Origin of the sequence: Halorubrum marinum, assembly GCF_048381195.1 — an archaeon.
In the GTDB taxonomy this organism is placed as follows: domain Archaea; phylum Halobacteriota; class Halobacteria; order Halobacteriales; family Haloferacaceae; genus Halorubrum.
The window spans coordinates 476,232-499,819 of sequence record NZ_JBLWMM010000001.1; the positions used below are offsets into that span (position 1 = coordinate 476,232).

The following is a 23,588-nucleotide window of genomic DNA, read 5'->3' on the forward strand; positions in this document are numbered from 1 at the left end:
TCGTTCACCACGTCATATTGCAAATAGCGTTGTATTAGATTGGGAACCTCTAGCTAACTCGCACGCAATACATATATCAATACTCAATTGGCTGACTGGATCCCGTACAACTCTGCATACTTTCCACTCTCTTCGATGAGTTCGTCGTGCGTTCCCGTCTCGGTAATTCTCCCCTCCTCGACGGCGTAGATCCGATCCGCGTTCTTCACTGTCGAAAGACGGTGGGCGATCGTGACGATCGCGTAGTCTCGATCCATCTCTTCGATAGCTTGCTGCACCTGTTTTTCGAGATTCGAGTCAAGGTCACTCGTAGCCTCATCCAATATTAACACGTCGGCGTCCTCCAGCAGTGCTCGTGCGAGCGCAACGCGCTGCTTTTGTCCACCTGAGAGCCGCACCCCATTGTCACCCAGCAACGATTCGTACCCGTCCGGAAGGTCGTCAATAAACTCGTCCACCTTTGCGATAGAACACACCCGATCCAGTTCTGCATCCGAAACATCCCGGTTTCCGAGCGTCAAATTGTACCGGAGCGTATCGTTGAACACGAACGGGTCCTGTCGAACCATCGAGAGCCGATCGCGCCATTCGGCGATGTCCATCTCGTCGATCGGGATCCCGTTTGCCCGGATCTCCCCACCGTTGACGGGATACATCCGCGCAAGCAGCGAAACAATCGTCGACTTCCCAGCTCCGGATTGCCCAACGAACCCGACGAACTCACCTTTCTCGACGATGAAGTCGATCCCCCGAAGCACCTCTTCCTCGTCGTTGTATGAGAAGTGAACGCCGTCGAACTTCACCTCCTCAATTTCGTCGGGGACTTCGCGAGTGGACTCTGTAGGCTCCTCGTACACCTCGAGCTCCTTGGTAAACTCCAGCGTGCGGACGAGATGGGGAAGGTGGTTTTCGATCTGGTAGTACAGGGTATTAACGAAACTCGCCTTCGGGCCGAGCCGGAACATCGCGAAAAGGAAGACCCCCAACTCCCCGACAGAGAGACTTGCGAAGGTCAAGGCGAGATAAATGAGAACAAACACTGATACCGCAACGACGAGGTTGTAGAAGTTGTTGATCGCCGCTTCGTTTCGACGCAGCGTGATCCGCGCATCTGTGTACTTCTCGACCGCCCGTGAGAAGTCATCAAACAGTTCCTCTGCCAGCCCAAATATTCTGACGTCTCGAATGCCCTGGGTCCCCGCTTGCGCCGTTTCTTGACGCATCTCGTTCGCCTCCGCGACCTCGTCACCCACGTCGTACCCGAATCAAGCATACGGCGGAAAAAGAGGCTGAAACCCCCTAAGACGACTCCTGTAATGATCGTTAGCGTGGGGGCGATGACTAGTGCGACAAGGAAGTACACACCCGCTAAGAAGGATGCCTCAGCGAACTTGATTACCCGCTGAATTACTCGTCCCGCATAATACGTCTGCGTGACGATCGCGTTCAGGATGTCGTCCGAGCCCTCCTTGTCGAAGTACTCGACCCGTGCATTCAGCGCGTTCCGGAATGCCCGCGTCTGGAGATCGCGAATGTAGTAAGTCCGTAGCGCTTCACGGAACCACGCGACGGCGAAGCTCGTCGTGTACCGGGCGACCATCACGAGCGAGACACCGACCACCACGTATCCCAGTGAAAAGGGGCTCCCGACGAACTCGTAGGCCGTGACGAACACCGCGAGCAGCCCGTCCGCCTCCGCAGCGGGGTCCTCCAGCTGGACGAGATCCACGATCGGAAGGATGAAACTCAGCCCCACACCCTCTAGGACCGCAGCGATGATGCCCAGAAGAATAATTACTGCAGTGTACTTCGGATTGTATCTCGCGACGTCGCGGAGGGCGTCGAGTTTCTCCCCCCGCGAAACCGACTCGGAGTCTGACGACATATGAAGGCTGACTGATCCGATTTCGGCAGGGGCGTCGGATAACCTCGTCGGTCTGTTCGTAAGCGCCGCCACCCTCCCGAACGTCGCCTTCGAGGGGTTCGTCTCGCCCGACGAGATTCACGAGCAGTTCCGACGCCCTCCCCGACGCCGTGGACGCCCTCCTCAACCACATCGATCGTCGACTCAGAACTGGGTAGCCCGCCCGAGCACGTCACCATATCCGTCTGCGAAAGACAATCCGGGCTCTCACACAGCAACGTTCGCCCTGTTTGGAGGCGTGTAGCCACGCACACAGATCCAGAGTGATTGCAAGTATCGAACCCACACCCCTCGATTCGTCTATTCTTATCCAGCAAAATACCCACCACTCGTGTTATGACGCATCGTCACACTCCAAAACTTCACACATCAACCGGATACACCCCTTGTTTCGTCTGTTCCACTTCCTAACAGAGCAGATCAAGCCGACTCAGATTCAATCGCGTCCCGCGTTTCGAGGACGATGGTCGGATCGAGTGCTAACTCGTACTGGTAGTGAGCGCCACCTGCGCGCCCCTCGTTGTGTTCGGTCCGTTCGAGGAAGCCGAGCATGGTGAGGTCGGCGAGATGGTTCTGGATGCTTTTGAGCGTGGTGAGTGGATGCTGACACCTGCTCTCGGCCACCCGAACATATACCCGTTGTACGTACTTCGATTTGGCAGGCGACGATCCGCTAACTTCGGGTTTCACAAGCGCTTCGAGGATCACGCTCCCCGAGTGCCACCTCACTGCCTTCCGTTGTCGTCGCCTGTTACATGGCATTCAGTGCGGGTGCGAGCAACGTGGCCAACGGGGTCGGTCCGCTGGTCGGAACCGGCTCGCTCGCGATGAGCTTATTCACGGGTACAAAATTAATAAATTGCAGATTGCCTATTAGTTGTCAGTTAACGGAACAATAGCCTTCAACTACCATTTGAGCTCCCGTTCAGCAAGAGTTTTCGGAATTTACTGGGTAGTGGAAAACAACTGTTCGTATTCCGTTGCCGCCTTCTTAATGGAGAAGTCACCTGCTCGCTCTCGTAACAAACCCTCATCAGTCGGATGAAGAAGCGCTCGTGTGAGTGCACTCTTCAACGAATCTGGGTCACCAACCGGTACCAGTTCACCGTACTTGCCGTCGACAAGCACCTCTGACGGTCCGTTTGGACAATTAGTCGAGACTACAGTCGTCCCACACGCCATCGCCTCGATGAGTACGAGCGACAGGCCTTCGACCCGAGAGGAGAGTGCGAAGACATCTGCGTGAGCCATGTACGGATACGGTTGCGTCACGAACCCTGGCATAGCGACCTCGTCCTCGATATCGAGCTCTGCGATCAGCGACTCATACTCCGAAGTCAATTCACCCCCACCGAGTAACATCAGTCGGACGTTCTCACGCTCTTCTAAGAGGAGTGCAAACGATCTGATGAGTGTCGGATAATCTTTCTGTCTGATGTGTCGCCCGACACTCAACACGACGTCAATACTGTCGTCATGGAACCACTGGTGAGACGGTGGCTCGTATGTCGTAGCGATCGCCTCCTCGGAGATAACCGGATTGTATATTGTGACGACTTTGTCGTCGGGTACTCGAGCCCACTCGCGTATGTCGTTAGAGACCCCCTTCGAAACGCCAACGACGTGATCCGCGTAGCGATACAGATATTTCGCTAAAATCAGGTCCGGTTTCTGAGTAATATCTCGAACTTTCGATTTGGTACTGTGCTCGGTCGCGATGACCGTTGTCGAAATCCTCGCCATGCGAGCGGCGACGATCGCCATCACGTTCGCTGCAGTCATAAACGAAATTAGAACATCGGGGCGGGTTCGACGGAGGTGACGAGCAAGCGGGATTGCTGACCATCGCATTTCGTTGACGGATAGTGAGGATAATTCGACTTCCGGCACGAGTTCGTCAATGAGATCTCCATCCTCGGTCACTACGAGGACCTCAACTTGATAGCCACACTCAGTTAGCTGATTAGCCAAATTAACTGTGACTCGTTCTGCACCTCCGATGGTTAGGTTGTAAATGAACAGCGTTATTTTTGAGGACATAATTATTGTATATAAGAATCGATTCGGTCTTGGAGAGGTCTGGGAAGACAGGCCAGTGCAGAACCGTACCATCCGTGTGGACTGAGTGGTGAGCAGAATATCGCTAACAGAAATTGTTTACTTGCTCGTGATCGCTTTTGTCTATCAAGTAACAAGCGTCCTGCTCTATAGTGATACATCACTTCTCCCTTTGAGGAGTCGTGCTGTTTTTTACGACGTTTAACTTCTCTTTTGATTCGATCCTCAAGCTCAGTTTCTCGTCCAAGATACTCACCAGCATAGGACTCATATATATCATTAACCGAATGTCTGCTGTATTGACTGGGCGTCAATCGATACTCGACAAGGGGTTCTGGAATTATTTGCAGAAAATCCTTACCGAACTCTCTAGACATTCGAATCCAGAGATCTAGATCCTGTGCATACTTGAATGGCTCGCGGTAATTATTAACGTGCTCTAGCGATGACCTTCGTATCATAACAGATGGATGAGCGACACCGGGACCCTGATTTTTTAATTGTTCTACGCTGCGACCACCTTCTGGATAGGTTTCCACTCCAAAAAATTCACCATTTGTCCCGATCTGGCGAGTATAGGATCCCACAACATGCACGTCTGGGTGTGATTCTAAATATTTGGCTTGTTTTTCGAGTCGGTTAGACAATGAGATATCGTCAGCGTCCATTCGGGCAATATATTTTCCTGATGCCTTTCCAAGCGCGATATTTAGTGATCTTGGAAGACCAATATTTGTGTCATTCTGTATCAATGAGATTCGACTGTCTGAAAATTCCTTGATTAGGTCTACGGTTTTGTCATTCGAACAATCATCAATAATTATCAATTCAAAATCGGTGATAGATTGATTAAGGATACTGTTAATCGAATTCTGAATATATTCTTCTTCATTGTATGCAGACATTACGACCGATATCATTGGACAGTCACACATTGAAATGTGAGTCTATAATTTTGGGATGATCTCGATCAAAAGACTTCATGGAATATTTTTCGTTGTCGGGGGGTTCCCTGTCCCCAAGCTGGTATCCCTGTTCGAAGCGTTGAGGATCCAAGTCTGGAAGTTTATAATGGCAGTACTCTCCAACATCTTCCGTATCAACATGATGAATGTATCTATGATTTCCCCATTGATCAGAAAGAGATGTTTTAGATCGTGACCTCCCTACAAGTCCCACATCCCGAGTTGGCCAAATAAATGTATCTGGATAGATTTTGTGAGGCATATTATTGTACTCCCGCTGTTCGTAGTCGAGTGTATATTCGTCGAACGATTTCAGGAATGTTAATTCTGTTCCAGTTAGTAACCCGAAGTCGGTTTCAGAGTTCGTAATAGCAAATGAGTCGATCAGCTCATCTGTGTAGAATTGATCTGCGTCGTATGTCATGAACCATCTCCCCGGTTCCCACTTGTCAGAAATAGATATCATATGATTAAATGTAATTGCTTGATTGCGACGATACGCAACAGTACGCAGCATGGAATATAGTGAATTTGCTCGGGGAACATTGAGAAGGTTTTTAATATTATTTGAGGGATGATTAAACAGTGAACTCTTTATTGATCCTGTTGTCGTTGGTCGTTTGGCTGATATCATTTTTGCATTTTTTGTTTCCTCTATAAATTCAGAGATTATCTCTCGAGTCCCATCTGTAGACCGATTTTCTTTTTTTGGATCGAAACAACCATCGCAGATTATCACTTCCATCGGATTAATAGATTCAATTTGTTCTAATGAAGGCTTGATCCATCGTTTTTCATTCCAATACGTTGCTAATATGATGATGTTATTTTTGTTCGGCATTTGTAATAGAGATATTTACTATCATTATCTATCTAAATAAAAATTGTTATTTATCTCTCTTGGTTCATATTCAGACATATAGATTATGAACTTTAGCTGTTATATAGCTATATAGCATATCTAATAACCTAATTCGATCGATAAATACATTATCATCAGATATCACTGGCCGGTATGGGAGATGTGTCTCGTGCTGGCGAGATCTTACTACAGGAGGGGCCGAAAGAGTTGTTTTTCAGATCCATTCATTTCTTTAACGAAAAAGCGACTGATAAATTTTGGTCTGTATACTATAATTTGAAATCAGGTATACTTGGGAGTCAGGTTGTTAGTATAAATGGAATAAAAGTAGATCTAGACTACGATATTATTTCAGACTCGATGAAACATAAACTTCGGACAAAACACTATGAAAACGCGGAAGCAGAGCTGATTGAGAAAAATTTGAACAGCCAAGTTCCGGTTGTTGACCTAGGAGTCGGTATCGGTTACACGAGCTGTGTTGCCGAAAACCATTTAGATGATGATGTACCTGTTATCGGAATTGAAGCTAATCCAAGTATGATTCCAGTGATTGAGAGGACAAAAGAATTGAATGATTCACAGTTCTCAATTATACATTCTGCATATCATTCTACAGATGACTACATCAACTTTCATGTAGCTGCTGATTTCTGGTCATCAAGTACGTATGATCGTGAAAATAGAGAACAAAAGGAGACAAAAGTACCTGCAAAGTCGCTTAAGAATATTCTAGACATGACTGAGTATCCTGATAAGATTCAATTGGTTGCCGACATAGAGGGTGCTGAGCACGATCTTATAAACAATGAGTTGGATATTTTAAAGGAGCATTGTGAGGCAATAATTATCGAACTACATTCATATGTAGAAGAAGATACTGACTATTACGTCTCGAAATTAACAGAAAATGGCTATGAACTGGTCGAGTCACAGGGATCTGTTTACTACTTCAAACAGTGAATTTTGAGCAAATCAGATAGACTGAGACTGTATTCCATATAATTCTGCGTACTTTCCGTTTTCTTCAACGAGATCCTCGTGTGTCCCTGTCTCGGTAACTCTTCCCTCCTCAACCGTGTAGATTCGGTCCGCGTTCTTCACTGTCGAGAGCCGGTGGGCGATAGTGACGATCGCGTAGTCGCGATCCATCTCCTCGATCGCCCGCTGAACCTGTTTCTCCAGATTCGAGTCGAGGTCGCTCGTCGCTTCGTCTAAGATTAACACGTCGGCGTCTTCCAACAACGCTCGCGCGAGCGCGACGCGCTGTTGCTGCCCACCGGAAAGCCGAACCCCGTCGTCGCCCAACATCGAGTCGTATCCGTCCGGCAGCTCGCCCATGAACTCGTCTACCTTCGCGATCGCACACACGCGATCGAGTTCCTCCTCAGAGACGTCTCGGTTTCCGAGGGTCAGGTTGTACCGGAGCGTATCGTTGAAAATGAACGGGTCCTGCCGAACCATCGAGAGCCGGTCGCGCCACTCGGCGATGTCCATCTCGTCGATCGGGACCCCGTTCGCTCGAATCTCCCCCTCGTTGACGGGGTACATCCGCGCGAGCAGCGAGACGATCGTCGACTTTCCGGCGCCAGACTGGCCGACGAACCCGACGAACTCGCCTTTTTCGACCGTGAAGTCGATCCCACGGAGCACGTCTTCCTCGCCGTTGTACGAGAAGTGAACGTCGTCGAACTCGACCTCCTCAATTTCGGTGGGGACCTCCCGGGTCGACTCGGTTGGCTCCTCGTACGCCTCCAACTCCTTGGTGAACTCCAGTGTCCGAACCAGATGTGGCAGATCGTTCTCGATCTGGTAGTACAGGGTGTTCACGTAACTCGCCTTTGGGCCGAGCCGGAACATCGCGAAGAGGAACACGCCCAGTTCCCCAACTGACAGGCTCGCGAACGTCAGTGCGAGGTAGATAAGCACGAAGACCGAGACCGCAACAATCAGATTATAGAAGTTGTCGATCGCCGCTTCGTTCCGGCGAAGTGTGATCCGTGACTCCGTGTATTGGTTCACTGCACGGGAGAAATCGTCGAACAACTCCTCTGCGAGCCCGAAGATTCGGACATCCCGGATACCCTGTGTCCCGGCCTGAACTGCCTCCTGACGCATCTCGTTCGCGTCCGCGACCTCGTCACCGAGATCGTATCCCGATTTGAGAACCTTGCGGAAAAAGAGGCTGAATCCGCCGAGGACGACGCCGGTAATGATCGTCAGCGTCGGGGCGATAATCAGAGCGACGAGGAAGTACACTCCTGCCAAAAAGAACTGCTCGGTGAACTTGATCACGCGCTGAATCACCCGTCCAGCGTAGTACGTCTGCGTGACGATCGCGTTCAGGATGTCGTCCGAGCCCTCCTTGTCGAAGTACTCGACCCTCGCGTTCAGCGCATTCCGGAATGCTCGCGTCTGAAGATCACGGATGTAGTAGGTCCGTAGCGCTTCGCGGAACCACGCGACGGCGAAGCTCGTCGTGTACCGGGCGACCATCACAAACGAAACGCCGACCACTACGTATCCTAATGAGAACGGGATCCCCACGAACTCGTACGCCGTGACGAACACCGCGAGCAACCCGTCCGCCTCCGCGGCGGGGTCATCGAGTTGGACGAGGTCGACGATCGGGAGGATGAAACTCAGCCCCACACCCTCCAGGACCGCAGCGATGATGCCCAGAAGAACGATTACGGCAGTGTACTTCGGATTGTATCTCGCGACGTCACGGAGGGCGCTGAGTTTCTCTCTCCGTGAAACCGACTCGGAGTCTGACGACGACATATGAAGACTAGTTGATCCAATTTCCGCGGGGCCGTCGGATAATCTCGTCGGTCTGTCTCTGGTGCCCAGAAAGCGACCTCCGTTTAATTCTTCCGCCCAGGACCCGACCTGCATATCTGTGCATTTCCCAGAGTGAACACACCGGTGGCGATTACAGGGAGGAGACGAAGCTACCACGTCCACTGGCTGATCCGGTCTCTTAAACGCACTGTTGGGGTGCTCGCTCGCCAGTAGTACACTCGGTATGTGGTGTGAGGTCTAGTCGAGAAACGAGAACACCAACGCCGCTCCAGAACAGTTCTGGACCAGACGAACAACGCTCTCAGGTGTCGTAAACTCCATTTGTGAGGAGTAATCCGAGATCGCGATAGCACCGCTTGCTCCGCTCAGAGGCGTGTAGCCACCCACACAGCTCCAGGGAGCGAGATTGCAAGGCTCGAACCCACACCCCTCGTTTCGTCTGTTCTTCGCCAGCTAATACCCTCCACTCGTCTCACGACACATCGTCACGGTCCATAGCTTCAAACATCGATCGGACACACCCCTCGTTTCGTCTGTTCTGCGTCCAAAAAGCGCAAATCAAGCCGACTCAGATTCAATCGCGTCCCGCGTTTCGAGGACGATGGTCGGATCAAGTGCCAACTCGTACTGGTAGTGGGCGCCACCTGCGCGTCCCTCGTTATGCTCAGTCCGCTCGAGGAAGCCGAGCATGGTGAGGTCGGCGAGATGGTTCTGAATGCTTTTGAGTGTAGTGAGCGGTTCCTGACGCCTGTTCTCGGCCACCCGAACGTATACCTGCTGTACGTGCTTCGATTTGGCAGGCGTCGATCCGCTGACTTCGAGTTTCGCGAGCGCTTCGAGAATTAGTTGGCCGTGCATGGTCTGATCACGCAGTTTGTTCTCAACGCGACCACGCTGAACGCGATCGACAGCAACCTCGATATGCTCATCAGTGACCTCGGTGGCACCGTTCTCCTCGGCGACGTCACCGCCCTCTCGGAGTAGATCGATGGCCTGTCGTGCGCTTCCAGTGTCTTTTGCTGCGTTGGCTGCAGCGAGTTTGATCGCTGAATCGTCCCACGCATCCTCAATCAACGCTTTCTCGGCTCGTGTCGTGAGAATCGACCGAAGCTCGTCAGCGTCGTACGGTGAAAACGCGATCTCTTTTTCCATTAGCGTGTCCTTCACCTTCGGACTCAACGAGGAACGAAACGCGTAGTTGTTGCTGATCCCGATAACGCCCACCCGCGAGGCAGTTAGATGGTCGTTTGCCCGTGCACGTGGAAGTTCATACAGTAGCGTGTTCGGATCTGAGAGATGGTCTATCTCATCGAGAACGAATAGATACGTACCGCCGTTTGAATCCATCTCTTCGTAGAGTGTTTCTAGTGCGTGTGCCGTCGAATGACCAGTCTCTGGAAACGGCTCGCGGTCCTCTCCACGAATGCTGTTGATCAGTGCACGGACCGTTCGATAGACAGTATCGTCGTTACAGTTTCGGAAGTGGACGTGGAGTTCGTCTGCATCATCTCGTCGCGTCACTTCAGCTTTGAGCGCAGTCATGATATACTCCGTGACGGCGGTTTTTCCGACTCCGGTTTTACCGTAGATGAACACGTTGGAGGGATTTCGGCCGAACAAGACGTCCTTCAGTGCGGATCGGAAGGCATCGATCTCGTCTTCTCGTTCGACGATCTCGTCCGGCTGATACTCCTCCGAGAGAATCGCCTTGTTCGCGAAGAGGGTATCCGTGATATCCGAAAAGAGATCCTCGTTCATTATGCGTTTCTGCCGACAACCTATCTGTATATAAATTTGTGCATTCGTCTGTTTCATCTGTTCCGCTTTCAAATATTCTTTTCCAAAAATCGAAAGAAGAAGTGCTGAAAGTACATCGATAACAGACGAAACGAGGGGTGTGAACCATCTATCTATAGATGAGCATGTGGAGTGTTCCGGAGCTTGACCCGAGGCGAGTCACTACATATGCTAGCCCCAAGAACAGACGAAATGAGGGGTGTGTGTCTCACCAATTTCTGCTATCTGAGACTCGAAGAACAGACGAAACGAGGGGTGCCCCTGCTAACGCTGAGGATAGGAGTAACGGCCACTTGGCATGGCCAGACAGCCACCGACCACGTCGACTGGGTCAAACGAGTTTCCGTGAAGTGGCGGCGTCCGTGGTTGCAAACCTGAAACTCCCACCGCTCGGGATTCCTCCGCCTTCAGGTGGAGGAGGATGTCAATTGAGAGCTAAGGTTAGTGCATCAACCACAAAAATACCACGGGGGTACGCTACGCAAGAATTCTGTAGGGGATTTTTAATTTTCCCCGTAAACGATCACGTATGGCCCCCGCCATCGTGCACTTTTTGATCGGTGCCGCGCTGCTGCTCACAGTAGCGGTGCCAGTCATCCTCCGGTACGAAATTGACCGTGAGCACGCAGTGTGGCTAGTCCCACTTGGAGGCATCTGGGGACTCACCCCCGATGTACACAACATCGCGCCGGTGTTCGTGGAGTCGTTGTATGCGTTCCACAACGCGCCGGTGGCAGATCTGTTTGCATTCCATTACACGCTTGACCGGTCGACCGTCAGAGCACAGTACGAGGCCAGCGTGTTCGGCTCCATTACGATCTTTTTGATCGCAATTGTCGGGTTTTGGACTGCAGGTCGAGTTCGCCGTGTAACGCCCGTTGCTCGCCGACCGCTTGAACAGGCTTTTGTCGTGGTACTCGCCACAGGGCTTGCCAGCATCCTCGCGACGGTTGCACTCTGGATCGTCGTTAGCATACAGAGTGGTTTTCCGCTCGCAGCTGGCCTTGTTGGACGCTCCAGCACGCTCGCGGGCGGACTGTTGACGATTCTCGCCGGCGGGGGATTCGGTATGGTCAGTGCGGTATTATTAGAGGTTGCTCTCCCCGAACCAACACGCACTGATCCTGTGTCGACTGCGGGTGTTGGTCTCTTACTCGGAGTCGGTGTGTGGCTACTCGCTGTCCCTGTGTCACTTGCTGTCGTCACCGAGAGTGAAGTGCCCCTCTTGCATCTTGGGAGCTTGGTTGCACTGGTCGGCTACGGCGTCGTATTTGGTTCTGTGTACGGTATGGTACGTGGAGCGTTCAGCGTATGTTCGCCGGCTCAAGTTGACTCTAGAGCATCGAAACCGTATCAGGGGTCGAACTGATATCTCTGACCCGCTCAACTTCGGGATCTGTTCACTCCTCCGTGATTGACTCCGGAATTTCGCATGGGGTAAGCAACGCTGTGACTTCTGTGAGTGCTCTCTCATCAATGCCATTTCAACCGGCGAAATTTCCACGACTTCAGGCGCGAGAGGGAGTCAAGGGTAGTGCTGTTGGGGCCCATCGTAAACAGCCCTGTTGTGTCTCGAAATGGGCCATCCTGACATTTTGTTCTTCTAACCTTTATCCATCCTGCCAACATGGCTTCACCCAGTGTGTTTGTATGAAACTTGCACTGATCGGGGTCGGACAGGCCGGTGGGAAGGTAGTAGACGAATTCCTAGCCTACGACGCGCGAACTGGTGCGGATATTGTTCGTGGAGCGATTGCTGGTGAACTACCCCACCCTACCGCTCGCCTGACGGCTCGCGCTTGAGGGTGGGGCTTCCTGCTTCCACGACGCGCTTTGCAGATACAGGCGTATCCACAGGGAGCGCAGTCTCCACAGGCGTTCCTTCGGAGTGAACCACTCCTACGTTTTCGAGGCCGCGAGAAAGAATGTTCCACGCCGCGTTCGCGTCCCTGTCCGCCTCAAACCCGCAGGCGGGACAGGAGTGTTCACGAACCCACAGCGGTTTGTCCGTCTTGACACTACAGGACGCGCACTCCTTCGTCGTATCTTTCGCGTCAACCGCGACGAAGTGCGTTCCCTCACGTTCGCACTTGTATTCGAGCATCCGCAGGAACGTCCCCCACGCCGCACCCGCTCGGTTCCGTGAGTTCCCCGGTAGCTCGACCAAGCCCTTCGCGTCCAAGTCCTCGACCGCCACAAGGTCATATTCTCGGGCGTAGTAGTTCGACAACTTGTGGAGGAAGTCTCGTCGCTTTCGCTTGAGATTGGCGTGTCGTTCGGCCACAACCTGCCGTTGTTCCTCCCAATTCGCAGAGCCGTGTTCCTTCCGCGAGAGGTCGCGTTGGGCGCGTTCCAACCGTTCGCGTTCGTCGCTGAAGTCGGGACTCTCGATGGCATACCCGTCGGTGTCGTGGGCGTACTTGAGAATCCCCACGTCGATACCAACGACCTTCTCGGGCGTCTCTGGTTTTTCAGGCGTGGCTTCCTCCACGCTGATGCCGAATGTGGCGTACCACTCCCCCGTGGATTCTCGTTTGACCGTGACTTGTTTGATGGTCGCGTTCTCGGGAATGTCGCGGTGCAGGTGAATCGGAATCTCGCCAATTTTGCTCAACCACAGGACAGACTGACCACTCGTATTCTTGAGTTTGAAGCCAGACTGATTGTAGGTGAGCGACCGGTATTCCCGAGGCGGTTTCCACTTGAGTATTCCTACGGTGCGTCCGTTCTCCTTCTGTGCTTTGAGCGTGGAGAGGTTGTCGTAGACGCGCTTGACGACCATCTGCAACACTTTCGAGTGAACGTCCCCGAGGTCGTCCCACCACGTTTTGAGATCGGGGAGCTGTCCCTGCACCTCATATCGGGCGGGAATCTCGTCCACCTCGTTGAGTTTGTAGAGGACGTGGTTGTAGAGTTGCCTACAAGTATCGACGTGGGACAGAAGCGTCTTGGTGAGGGCTTCCGGTGGGTTGAGTCGATACTTGTAGTTGTACTGCATCTATGGCTCTCGTTCCTCGATGAGTTCGTCCAGTTTCTCTTGAACGAACGAGGAGAGGTTCAGGTGGTTGTCCTGAATCCACTCCTCTTGATCGTCACGGATGGAAATGTTTTTGCGAGTCGTCACAACACATTATACACAAATTGCACAAATAAGAGTTGCGATTGTGTGGGCCTGTGGGCCGGTCGTCGCGGAATGTTTGTGAGACTATGACGGCACTGTATCTCTCCCTACTGCGTCCTCAGAACACGAAGCGTTCTGATGTGCGAACGAGACGCGGAGCGTCTCGTTAACGCTACTCGGTCGCTGCGCTCCCTGCGTTGTCGTCCGAAAATCTCCGATTTTCGTGATCACGAGAGAGCTCTGCTCTCTCGAACGACTCCTTGAGGAAGGGGACTTAGCGCCTGAAAACAGTTAACGCGCTCACCGAGTTGAACTGTCTCAAACTCTAGCCTGCACGACACAACAGCCCAACCGCCTCACTCAACTGGTCTTCTCCCTCTAGAGAGGGTGGGGTAGTTCACGGCTCCCCTCAAAAAAGAAATCACACGTTTGGAACTCACGATTTCCGAAATCGTCATTTCTATTTAGTTGAAGATACAACCGATCGCATGGAGCAATTCGTTGATCGAGATGTCGAACTCGATCAACTCACGGACTGCTACGAGTCCGAGACAGCGGACTTCATCGTGAACGGTACCTGACCTGAATACAGCACACTGTCTGGCCTGAGAGTTGTTCGACCAAACCGATCTGTTCCCGGCAGACGCGTGGCAGCGACAATATGCTCGCGTCAAGAAGACTGGCGAGATCGCTAACCCAACCGCGTCAATACCGGTGAGCACAGCCCGCTCAATACTGCGAGCAATCAACCGACCACTCACCGATGAGCATCAAGATCAAGAACCGGAATATGGTCATCTCTGTCGATATCCACCCCTGCAATTGCCTCCCTGATTAACGGTTCATATTTCGACTGCGCTGCCGAAATCGTATCCCACCGATGAAGGACGTCTGCATGGAGCACGTCAGCAACATCATCATCACCGTTCAGTACCGTCCAGACCAATTCGCCATACGATGACAATTTGTACGCCCCGTCGATCTCCATGATCAGGGCACGCTCCCAGCCGTCTTTCTCCGCTAAAAAGTCGTTTTTAATCTCTCTAATGTTCTGTTCTTTCTGTTGGTCTTCCCCACCGGGTAGATTCTGTCTGATCCAGTCAATCGACCGCGCCATTCCGGCGTCTCCAATCGTATTGAGCATCATTGTTGCCTCAAGATTGCCGATGCTCCGTGATTTTATTTGGTCGATATCTGCCGTGATATACTCTGTAAATCGCTCATATTGTCTAATTTCTGTTTGATCCTGGATTCTGTGTAACTGTTCGTCTAACCACGACTGTATTGGACTGGATTGTGATCGATATCGGTCAGAGATCGACGACAGTGACTCATCTAATACGGTGGTTAACGGAACTGTTGGAGTCAACCCAGCAGCTTCTGCTTGTCGAATACAAGAGATGATGTGGCCTTTCGTGTAGACATTTGCTTCTAACGAGTCATCAAATGCGTCTGCCATAGCGGCAATGCGGTCGATGTGTTCGGCCATCTCCTCAAATGTCGCTTGTAATTCGGTAGTAAACACCAAATCCTCGTCCGAAAGCGGCGTGTTATCATTGCCATTCGGTGGGTTCCAGACCGATGCCAACCGCTCATACAATCCAAGAAGGAACCCGAGAACGACTCGTGACTCCTGTCCTAGAACGACGACCGAGTCGTGCTGATCGGGTGTTGTCCCGCGATACAATTGACGCGCCACGTAGCCAAAATAGTATCCGAACTCTAGTTGGTACTGGAACCCTGGAGCAGTCTCTCGATAGATGTTTGGCAGTGTATACTGGTCGACGTTTGGACGTAGAGTTTCAAGTTGCTCCCAACTGAGCTCACGATCGAGATAGCCTTCAGCTTCGAGAAGGGTGATCTCAGCAGCAACGTATTCGAGATATTCATCGAGTGCAGCTGCCTTCGTTCCGATTGCCCGCTCTATCTTTGCCGGATTTCGCGAGTCAGTTTTGTTTTCTGTGAGATATATCAACTCATTTTGGGACAAATATCCAAAATGTCTGTAGTCACGTCCGTCAAGCATGGGCTATTCGTTGTGAATTGGACCGTGTACATTATTCCTTCTGTCACAGAGTGATAGGTTCTCAGTCGCGCTGAGCGATCCAGCTAGCGTTGACCTTGGGCAGTTTGATCCGTACTTAGAATTACGTTCCTGATTCTCTTCGGGAGTGTTGTTGGAGAGATCCTCGTAGATGTCTCAATCCGATAGTCCGCGATAAACTGGCTTAGAGGCCCTATAGCCAAGGAAATAGCAATACATGAATTATGGCTGTATCCGATATTGAGGCCACAGTTTGCGCATTGACCTTGGGCGGTTTGACCCGTAATTGGGATTACGGGAATGGCACGATGGTGGTATAGGCCCTATATTGAGTCATGCCAAAAATGGCACAGCGCGCCTCCCACGATGGGAGCGCGCGTTCACAATCCGAGAAGCACAGTCCCAGCACAACTGAGCGAGAGCACTCAGACGACGCGTCTGTCCGCACATCGATTACGGGGTGGAGCCGTCGTCAGTCCTGCCAGTTGCACGGACAGACTGTCCCGAACAACAACTCGGCCGCTGGCCAACCCGCCAACGACGTGATGGCGACGAGCAAACACAGTGCCGTTCCCACGACGACAGATAACGCCTCCCGAGTGCCGTCACTGCGGGGTGGATCGCATGAGTAGCAGCGATCATGACTCGAACGATGACGAGATTCCCCCCGAAGATGTACTGTTCTACATGTGCCTCGGCATCTACGTATGCATCCTCGGTTACGTCCAACTGGCGCTCGGTATCAACACTACCAGTGCAAATGTCGTCACCGGGCTACTCATCATCTTGCCCATCGCCCTCATCGTTGCGATTCGGCTCCGCGGTGATATCCCGGCGGAGTGGTTCGGTGCCGTCTTCGTGATGAAGCCGGTTGCTCTCATCCAGCAAAAATTCGGCTCATGGAAGCTGAACTGGCGAGCTCGAAATCAGAACCCGTACCAGCAGACCCCGTTTGTAACGCTGTTGAACGCCCTCCACTTGATGAAGAACCGACTTGCCAAATTGATCTCACAGATCGCCGCGAGAATCAGCAAACGGATTGCATCGAACACCGCGACTGCTGAGTCGACCCCAACTGACGATACAGCGACCGAGACAACCGACGACGACACGGAGACCACCAATGAATAACACACGCTCGAACCAGTCCGACTCACGGTGGAGTGAAATTGCTGTTGACAAGCTCAGTGATCGCCCGCTGTATCCGCTTCTCCTCCAATCGGATGGACTGGATCTCCATGGGCAGGTCGCCGTTGAGTTGGGGCTGTATTTCCCCGCCGGGCCAGCAGATGATACCGCACCCACGCCAACGGTCCGCGTTCGCGAGATTGCAGACGCCACGGACAGATATGCCACGTCAACGTCGGCAGCCACCCGATCGCAGCCACTGATCGCAACACAGGACGTGGGTCATCCGGGAATCGAATTTCTGGAGGCCGTCTCGCACGCGACGGCACTCTCAGTGACGACGGAAACGGCCACCACTGAACCAATCGAGATCCACCCACCGACTGGCGGATCGTTTCACAGCCAGTTTGAAAACACGGCGGCCGGTAGTGTCGGTTCTGCGCTTGAGTACATCCCCCAACGCTGTACGCACGAGGTGTACGTACAACTCCTGATCGTTCCGATTCAAGACACGGTCGGCAGCCACCACGCCGAATCGGTAGAGTCGGATATCGATGACAAACTCAGCCCGTCCACGACGTTTGCCGTCGGCATCTCGGTCCTCGCTGGGTCTTCGGCCACGGGAGCTGAGACAGTGTCCCGTACGCGGCTGCAAACCGAAGCGGTGCGTGCTGCCAAGCGCTTCAGGCCGCCGAACAGTACGGCCACGTTCACGGTCGCGTGGCGTCACTCAACGTCGCCTGCTGAGTTCATCGAAACACCGCGGCTTCGGCCGGACGCCACCCGATATCGGTGGCTCTCTCAGCATCTCGGGCTCGCCCCGCTCAACAAAGGCATCCAGACAGCAGTCGACAAAGGCGGACTCACGCAACGTCATGTCCACGACCGGCTGCCACATGTCCGTGAACTGCTCGGCACGCCCGGCAAAATCCGTGTTCGTGAGTCGGGTCTCAGGTGGCTGTTCGGTGACACACAGGCGGACCGTCCACACACTGAGACAGATGACTAACACACTCGAACTCGACACACTCCGGTACGACACGCCGGAACCGGAGACGATTCGCCCGTATCTAGACGGGCCCTTAGCCATTGGCGAGCTCTACGATGGTGGGGCGGATGACACGCATCCGCTTGGCGTCCCGCGTGACCGGCAGCGCCGACATGTCGCACACATCGCAGCGGCCGGGACTGGCAAGACCATCACCGCACAACAGGCCGTCTGTTCGAACATGCAGGCCACCGACGGTATCGACATCGTCATCGATCCAAAGGGTGGGTTCGCCGACGGATTCCTCCCGATGGCGTACAACGAACTGGGCTCACTCGAGTCCGTCACGGTGATCACCGCGGCGACGGAGATGCTTCGAATTCCGCTGTGGGATCTTCGGCCATTTCAGAACGCACCCGTCGATATCGGTCGCTCTCGACTGATCGAAATCGTGGTCGAAGCAGGGATGGAAGTGCTCAAAAGCGCCGCGACATCCGAAGACTCGTTCGAGGATGCCGGCCAATCACTGGAGTTGATCCGAACGCTACTGACCGCGTCGTTCCGGGCTGGTGCTGATACCGTCTCGGTGACCGATCTGCTCGAGCGACTGCACGAAGTCGAGTCACAGACCCTCTCGCTGTCAGTCTCCGATTCCGTTCTCGGGTCGTATCTCGAGGCAACGACGAGCGGCGATCCACGCACACTCAGGGCGATTGTTGGGGGCGCTCGTCGCCGGCTCTCGCCGCTGATTCGCGATGAGCTGTTTGCGACCGCCTTCGGGTCGGTCCCAGATGATCCCACCCACCAGTTCGATTTCGTGGATGCGCTGGACCGTGATGAGGTCGTCATTCTCGATACGGCCGGGCTTGGCGCCACTCACCGTGAACAGATTATCCGACTGATTACTGCCCGAGCACACGCAGCGGGGCGACTCCGCCAGCTCGATCACACCACCGACGACCACCCACTTGCGAACATCTACCTCGATGAAGCTCACGTTCTCGGTGACAGTACCGTCCTCTTGGATCTTCTGTCCGAAGGGCGTGCATTCGGCATCTCGCTGTATCTGATGAGCCAGAAACTGGGCCAATTCGGCACGGAAGCACAAGCACACATCGCGACCAACGTCGGGACGGTGTTGACCGCACAAGCCGATGCCGCGATGGCACAGGCAATCGCTCGCGGTCCCTTCGGAGAGCGTGAGGCCAGCCATCTCGTCGGGCGTATCCCAGCAGGTGAGTGGCTTGTCCGTCTTCGTCCACACCGTGGGCGGGCCGTTCCAACCCCGTTTCTCATCAGTGCGGGCGAACTGCCACCGTCTCACCCCGAACACCCCGAGTTTGACTCACGGCCACGCGCCGAGCGTGACGCGTGTCAGGATGTAATCGCGGAGTGCCGTGAACGGAGTCGGACACGTGATGCGGTGGTCACCAGCGAGCCCACCGAGCACTCCACTGACGCTCATGCGGACATCGAACGCGGGCTGGCACACACCTTGTGGCTGCCGAACGTCGACCTTCCAGCAGGCGTTCGCTATGACGCCACCAGCGATACCGTCCACTGTGCGTCGTGTGATGAGGCGTTTTTGCCCACCTTCTCGAAACTGTGTGCGGCGCTTCGTCACTGCCGTGCTGACGGAGATCTCACCGACTATGATCTCCCCATTACCGATATCGGCCTCTCGACCGTTACCCCCGAGGCAGTCGAGTTGTGCGCGCTGTCGGTCACTGATGTCATGTTCCTCCGATTGATAGAGCGTGCACGCCGTCGGGCGATCGACACGCGAGCATGGGATGTACGGGATGAGTCGATGTACCCGCTCCGTGAAACGGTTGGGCTCGTCGGTACCGAACCAAAAGAGCGCCTCGTCGAGGCCGGTTACATCACGATACAGTCGGATCTGAAAGGCGATTACTACAACCTGACGTCGAAGGCGCGGACGTTACTCCGGCAACTCCGGAACGGCGCCGACCCGCCAGAGCCCAAACACGGTGACCCCGCTGAATCCGTGCTTCACATCAAAGGCGTTGAACGCGCAGTCACCGCGCTTGAAGCCCTGTTGGATGATCCGGCGTCTCCCATTGCGGACGTCGAGCGCTACTGGAATCCACCGGAGACACAGGCCCGGATCGACGTTGTCGGTCTCGATGCCAGTGGGTCGCCTCGGGTTTGTGTCGAAGTCGAGCGGAAAACACACGATCTGTCGACGGGTGTGCTCAAAGACGCAGACGCCATGGCCGCGTGTGATCCGGACGCAAGCGTCTGGGTGGTCACTCAGCGTGCGCTTGGCCACACCGTGATCGATCATCTCGTGAGTCCGTCGATGGGACCGCCTCGGATCGACCTTGATCCGACGGACGTCATGAGCAGTTCAACTCCGCTGTCGCGATATGATCTTCAGTCGGCTGCGTGCTCGCGGGTGGTGACGTACGGGACCGTCGATGCGTCGACGTTCCGAACGGCGCTCGATACCGATTGAACTCCCACTAGTCACTATCGAGCCGTCTTCTGGAGCGAGTGTGGTCTCGGCGATCCGGGTGGGGCTGATCACTCGATTTCTTCGAGAACCAATCCAGGATGGATATCGTGTCCACACGGGGCGACGCGTGCGGATTCTGGTCCCCGGATCGCGAGCGTTAGGATCTCCGTCTGGCAGACAGGACATCGCGCATCCGCTGGCACATCAAGCACAGCTACTCACCACGCCCCTGTCTCGACGGACTGTGTGAGCGGCCTCCCGAACCGTGGACGCGCGGTACGATCCCGCTGTCCAGACGGGACACCAATGCTCCCGCACTGTCGACTCGCCACTCAGACATCGCTGTCAGTGGCGAGATGGACGCCGAACACGGGCTCTCGCCCGACGATGCGCCAGGCACAGCCGGTCCATTCGTGGGTGATGCGCCACCAGCCATCGGCATCTGTCCGCGGCTCGTAGCTGATTCGATGCCGGGCGCCACGCGCCGGCGTGAACTGTACGGCAAATCCCACCGAACGCGTGTTGGGGTGATCATTCGAAATCGGTTCATCGGTTTTCTCTGCAGGTGTAGGTCGATCTGACATCTCTATGTACGATCGATGGAACTCGATCGCACCCATTCCGGACCATAAATGCCGCGTGTGCGCGTTCTCCGTCACCACCGCCGCGATGCACACGGCTGCTATCATTGTCACGTCAGATGAACTAGAAAATGGGTTCAGACGCGGATCGCTGAGTCTTTCCACAGGACATGTCTCACTCGCTCGGCTCAGTGGACCTCACAGGTAGACGGCGCTGGACCCACGACTTCAGTCGTGAGTCACTGACGGAGCGGTGCCACTCGCTGCAAGCGTCCGGAGCGCAATCGGAAAGTGAGGCCCGGGCTGTACGGTCTCTGTCCACGTGATGATTCCGGCCTCAGAGAGTTGCACCAGATGTCGCTGTTTGAGGTTGTGACGGACTGATCGACGGTCTTGCCATTGTGTCGCTGCCGCCGTGTCTGCGGCCTCGAGTGAGACGACAAAGCCCGTAAGCGTCTCCACGTCGACAGGCGCGTCAAGCGCTGCAAGCGTCCAGATGACGCGCCGACGTCGCGCATTACTCACGAGTGTCAGCACTGTTGCTTGCCGTGGGGCTCCGTCGTTACTCATTGTTCTCCTCGGTGGCCGCATACAGTGTGTGTCCGATGGCGCTGCAACTAGCACACCGACCGAACAAGCGCGACCTGTCACTCGTCGCCGCCTCCTGAAACCACTGCCGCCCGGGATAATCAGCACGGCGAACAGAGCGATGCTGCTGGTCCCGTTCGTCCCAAATGATGCCCAAACCAACGACTGACTCACCGATCGGGAACTGATTTGAATTGCTGACTGGCGATACGACTCGAGATGGGTTCGGTGGCTGCTCACTCATGGGTGACGCGAGGACAAACCCTCGCACCCATCCCAGATACAGAAACAGCCCCGACGGCTCTGTTGAAATCCCATGTGGCTGATAAGAACCACCGACAAGAGACAGAGGATGAGTACAGCACAGGATCTGCGCTATTTTCTCCGGCTAATGAATCAGCCGATAGAACGTACCTGCATCTTGACCGCCGAAGATTCTACCAGCTCAGAGAGGTGTTCCGATAGCCGTGCGAGATACACAGCGCATATCTCGCGGCGTGTCGCTATTGGTTGAACCCGATCACTTACTCAGTTATCATGGAGAGAAAATCCAATACTTCATGGTTGAATGCCGCTGGATTCTCCATATTCGACGTATGGCCCGCATCTGGAATCACTGCTGTTCGAACATCTGGAACCACCCGTTCCATGTGAGTTGTGTGAGTGAAGACCGAGCGGCTTTCATGTTCACCGTTGAGTACGAGTGTCGGTACCTGAATCGATGCAAGAGCCACCTGCCTAAAGTCGTAGATCGCCCGGAATATCTTGTTGAACTCGGTCGAATCGAACGAAGACATTGTCTCCCGAACGTAGGCACGGACGTTCTCGTCGCGTCCGAACCAGTCTTCTCCACGGGTGACCTTCGCCAGCCAATACGCAACATCGACGTACTTCGGCGGACCAAGGAGTCGAACAGTTCCTCGCATCGCCCAGCCGGGAAACGCCAATCGAGTCAGTTTATCTCGGAAGGTCAGTGTGGTGGAAACGGCAGTATCAGCGAGAACGAGGCCTCGAAGGGAATCACCGTACCTGGTAGCATAGGTCTGGGCAATCATTCCCCCAAGCGACAAACCACAGATGATCGGGTGTTCGAGTCCGAGCTCTTCGACCAATGCTTTCAGATCGGCTGCGAACAACTCCATCGTGTATCGTCGCTCGGCTGATGGACCGGTGTTTCCATGGCCCCGAACGTCATAGACAATCACCTCGTGATCCTCACCGAGCGCATCGAGTTGTGGGTTCCAGAGGCGATGATCTGTCCAAGCCCCATGGATGCAAACGAGAGGTTGTCCGTTTCCGTGCCGCTCGTAGTACGTTTCTATTTCGTTGGTCTTTGCGGTCGGCATAGGAGAGTCCTCTCACGCGTCGGTTAAAATAGAATGCTGGATACATACCCTATTTTTGGGAGTATTCCGACGAAGCCGTGACCTTGATACACTGTACTGAGAAGGCATCGTATGAACACGACACACCGGTTCGCAATCGCAGGTGGAGTTGCCGTCCTCGCTGCACTCATGAGCTACCTTTTCGGCCCCTCACTTCCGGAGCACCTCGTCACGCACTGGGACGCTGCTGGCGAGCCAAGCGGTTCCATGCCGAAAGGACAGGCGTTGTGGCTTTTTCCCGGGCTGATGGCTCTCCTGATCGGTCTCTTTGCCGTGCTTCCGCGAATCGATCCACTTGGAGAGAATATCGCTGCCTTCCGCCGATATTACGACTGGTTTGTCGTCATCTTCACCACCTTTCTGTTTTTCGTCCACGCGGGTATTCTCGCGTTTAACCTCGGCTATGAGTTCCCCTTTACACACGTACTGCTCGCCGGGCTGGCACTCCTGTTGTACTATACTGGGATCGTTCTCACGAAAGCAAAGCGGAACTGGTTCGTCGGAATCCGCACCCCGTGGACACTCAGTAGCGACGAAGTCTGGGATCAGGTGCACAAACTCGGCGGACGAATGTTCAAACTCACTGCGGCTCTCGCACTCGTTGGTCTGCTGTTCGGTGACTTGGCGATTTACTTTTTGCTCGTCCCGTTACTCCTGACTGCAGTCGTAACGATTGCGTACTCCTATTACTTGTATAAAAATCTCGAACAGGACGCTGATACCAAACTTACTTGAGGCGCTTACCGAACGCAGTGAACCTGCGTTCTTTCGCATTGTAGTCACTGGTCTCGGTCGCCGAAGATTCGCCGATCTTTGAGCAGATAGTGCGTGAGACACCAACTGAACGTGAACCCCACCGATAA

General features: G+C 54.0%; 18 protein-coding genes and 1 pseudogene. 6 read left to right on the top strand and 13 right to left on the bottom strand.

Annotation, left to right across the window (positions count from 1 at the left end; genetic code table 11):
- Positions 1 to 83: 83 nt before the first annotated feature.
- The 5 genes and pseudogenes from ACNSN4_RS02375 to ACNSN4_RS02395 form a co-directional block, all read right to left on the bottom strand.
- Positions 84 to 1,885, bottom strand: a pseudogene (locus tag ACNSN4_RS02375) (ABC transporter ATP-binding protein).
- Between the two features lie 459 nt (positions 1,886 to 2,344).
- Positions 2,345 to 2,686 (bottom strand): hypothetical protein, encoded by a 342-nt coding sequence (locus tag ACNSN4_RS02380; RefSeq protein WP_418284154.1) that lies wholly within the window; start codon positions 2,684 to 2,686, stop codon positions 2,345 to 2,347.
- A 183-nt stretch (positions 2,687 to 2,869) separates the two neighbouring features.
- On the bottom strand, positions 2,870 to 4,036 hold the full coding sequence (locus tag ACNSN4_RS02385) for a glycosyltransferase (RefSeq protein ID WP_418284155.1): 1,167 nt from the start codon (positions 4,034 to 4,036) through the stop codon (positions 2,870 to 2,872).
- The gene (locus ACNSN4_RS02390) at positions 3,967 to 4,917 is read right to left on the bottom strand and encodes a glycosyltransferase family 2 protein (protein ID WP_418284156.1); all 951 of its coding nucleotides are present in this window, start codon (positions 4,915 to 4,917) and stop codon (positions 3,967 to 3,969) included. The genes ACNSN4_RS02385 and ACNSN4_RS02390 overlap by 70 nt, the downstream gene beginning before the upstream one ends.
- Positions 4,910 to 5,692: a hypothetical protein gene (locus tag ACNSN4_RS02395; RefSeq protein WP_418284157.1), complete on the bottom strand. Its 783-nt coding sequence runs from the start codon at positions 5,690 to 5,692 to the stop codon at positions 4,910 to 4,912. The genes ACNSN4_RS02390 and ACNSN4_RS02395 overlap by 8 nt, the downstream gene beginning before the upstream one ends.
- A 270-nt stretch (positions 5,693 to 5,962) precedes the next feature.
- Between ACNSN4_RS02395 and ACNSN4_RS02400 the strand changes: the two genes are divergently transcribed.
- On the top strand, positions 5,963 to 6,772 hold the full coding sequence (locus ACNSN4_RS02400) for an FkbM family methyltransferase (protein WP_418284158.1): 810 nt from the start codon (positions 5,963 to 5,965) through the stop codon (positions 6,770 to 6,772).
- 12 nt (positions 6,773 to 6,784) lie between these two features.
- Here the strand turns inward: ACNSN4_RS02400 and ACNSN4_RS02405 are convergent, their stop codons facing one another.
- A complete protein-coding gene (locus ACNSN4_RS02405) occupies positions 6,785 to 8,593 on the bottom strand; it encodes an ABC transporter ATP-binding protein (protein ID WP_418284159.1) in 1,809 nt (602 codons plus the stop codon).
- Positions 8,594 to 9,172: 579 nt separating this feature from the next.
- Positions 9,173 to 10,372 (bottom strand): orc1/cdc6 family replication initiation protein, encoded by a 1,200-nt coding sequence (locus tag ACNSN4_RS02410; RefSeq protein WP_418284160.1) that lies wholly within the window; start codon positions 10,370 to 10,372, stop codon positions 9,173 to 9,175.
- Positions 10,373 to 10,940: 568 nt separating this feature from the next.
- Here ACNSN4_RS02410 and ACNSN4_RS02415 point away from each other — a divergent pair.
- On the top strand, positions 10,941 to 11,780 hold the full coding sequence (locus tag ACNSN4_RS02415; protein ID WP_418284161.1) for a hypothetical protein: 840 nt from the start codon (positions 10,941 to 10,943) through the stop codon (positions 11,778 to 11,780).
- Positions 11,781 to 12,185: 405 nt separating this feature from the next.
- Here the strand turns inward: ACNSN4_RS02415 and ACNSN4_RS02420 are convergent, their stop codons facing one another.
- The 3 genes from ACNSN4_RS02420 to ACNSN4_RS02430 all read right to left on the bottom strand — a co-directional run bounded on the left by ACNSN4_RS02420 (position 12,186) and on the right by ACNSN4_RS02430 (position 15,558).
- A complete protein-coding gene (locus ACNSN4_RS02420) occupies positions 12,186 to 13,409 on the bottom strand; it encodes an RNA-guided endonuclease InsQ/TnpB family protein (RefSeq protein WP_418284162.1) in 1,224 nt (407 codons plus the stop codon).
- Positions 13,410 to 13,535, bottom strand: a complete 126-nt coding sequence (locus tag ACNSN4_RS02425; RefSeq protein ID WP_418284163.1) for a hypothetical protein — start codon at positions 13,533 to 13,535, stop codon at positions 13,410 to 13,412. It lies immediately after the preceding gene.
- Between the two features lie 754 nt (positions 13,536 to 14,289).
- On the bottom strand, positions 14,290 to 15,558 hold the full coding sequence (locus ACNSN4_RS02430) for a hypothetical protein (RefSeq protein ID WP_418284164.1): 1,269 nt from the start codon (positions 15,556 to 15,558) through the stop codon (positions 14,290 to 14,292).
- 642 nt (positions 15,559 to 16,200) lie between these two features.
- Between ACNSN4_RS02430 and ACNSN4_RS02435 the strand changes: the two genes are divergently transcribed.
- From ACNSN4_RS02435 to ACNSN4_RS02445, 3 genes are read left to right on the top strand one after another with little or no spacing between them, the layout of a single operon-like run.
- Positions 16,201 to 16,707, top strand: coding sequence for a hypothetical protein (locus ACNSN4_RS02435; RefSeq protein WP_418284165.1), 507 nt, complete (start codon positions 16,201 to 16,203; stop codon positions 16,705 to 16,707).
- A complete protein-coding gene (locus ACNSN4_RS02440; RefSeq protein WP_418284166.1) occupies positions 16,700 to 17,713 on the top strand; it encodes a hypothetical protein in 1,014 nt (337 codons plus the stop codon). Before ACNSN4_RS02435 ends, ACNSN4_RS02440 begins: the two co-directional genes overlap by 8 nt.
- Positions 17,670 to 20,171, top strand: a complete 2,502-nt coding sequence (locus ACNSN4_RS02445) for a helicase HerA domain-containing protein (RefSeq protein ID WP_418284167.1) — start codon at positions 17,670 to 17,672, stop codon at positions 20,169 to 20,171. The genes ACNSN4_RS02440 and ACNSN4_RS02445 overlap by 44 nt, the downstream gene beginning before the upstream one ends.
- Before the next feature lie 332 nt (positions 20,172 to 20,503).
- On the opposite strand, the gene ACNSN4_RS02450 is transcribed toward ACNSN4_RS02445, so the two are convergent.
- The 3 genes from ACNSN4_RS02450 to ACNSN4_RS02460 form a co-directional block, all read right to left on the bottom strand.
- Entirely contained in the window at positions 20,504 to 20,860 is a 357-nt protein-coding gene (locus tag ACNSN4_RS02450; RefSeq protein WP_418284168.1) for a hypothetical protein, read from the bottom strand.
- A 120-nt stretch (positions 20,861 to 20,980) separates the two neighbouring features.
- Positions 20,981 to 21,343 carry a DUF7344 domain-containing protein gene (locus ACNSN4_RS02455; RefSeq protein WP_418284169.1) on the bottom strand — a complete coding sequence of 121 codons (363 nt, stop codon included), beginning with the start codon at positions 21,341 to 21,343 and terminating at the stop codon, positions 20,981 to 20,983.
- Positions 21,344 to 21,864: 521 nt separating this feature from the next.
- Positions 21,865 to 22,686, bottom strand: coding sequence for an alpha/beta fold hydrolase (locus tag ACNSN4_RS02460; RefSeq protein ID WP_418284170.1), 822 nt, complete (start codon positions 22,684 to 22,686; stop codon positions 21,865 to 21,867).
- A gap of 111 nt (positions 22,687 to 22,797) precedes the next feature.
- Here ACNSN4_RS02460 and ACNSN4_RS02465 point away from each other — a divergent pair, with 111 nt between their 5' ends.
- On the top strand, positions 22,798 to 23,460 hold the full coding sequence (locus ACNSN4_RS02465) for an SdpI family protein (protein ID WP_418284171.1): 663 nt from the start codon (positions 22,798 to 22,800) through the stop codon (positions 23,458 to 23,460).
- Positions 23,461 to 23,588 lie beyond the last annotated feature (128 nt).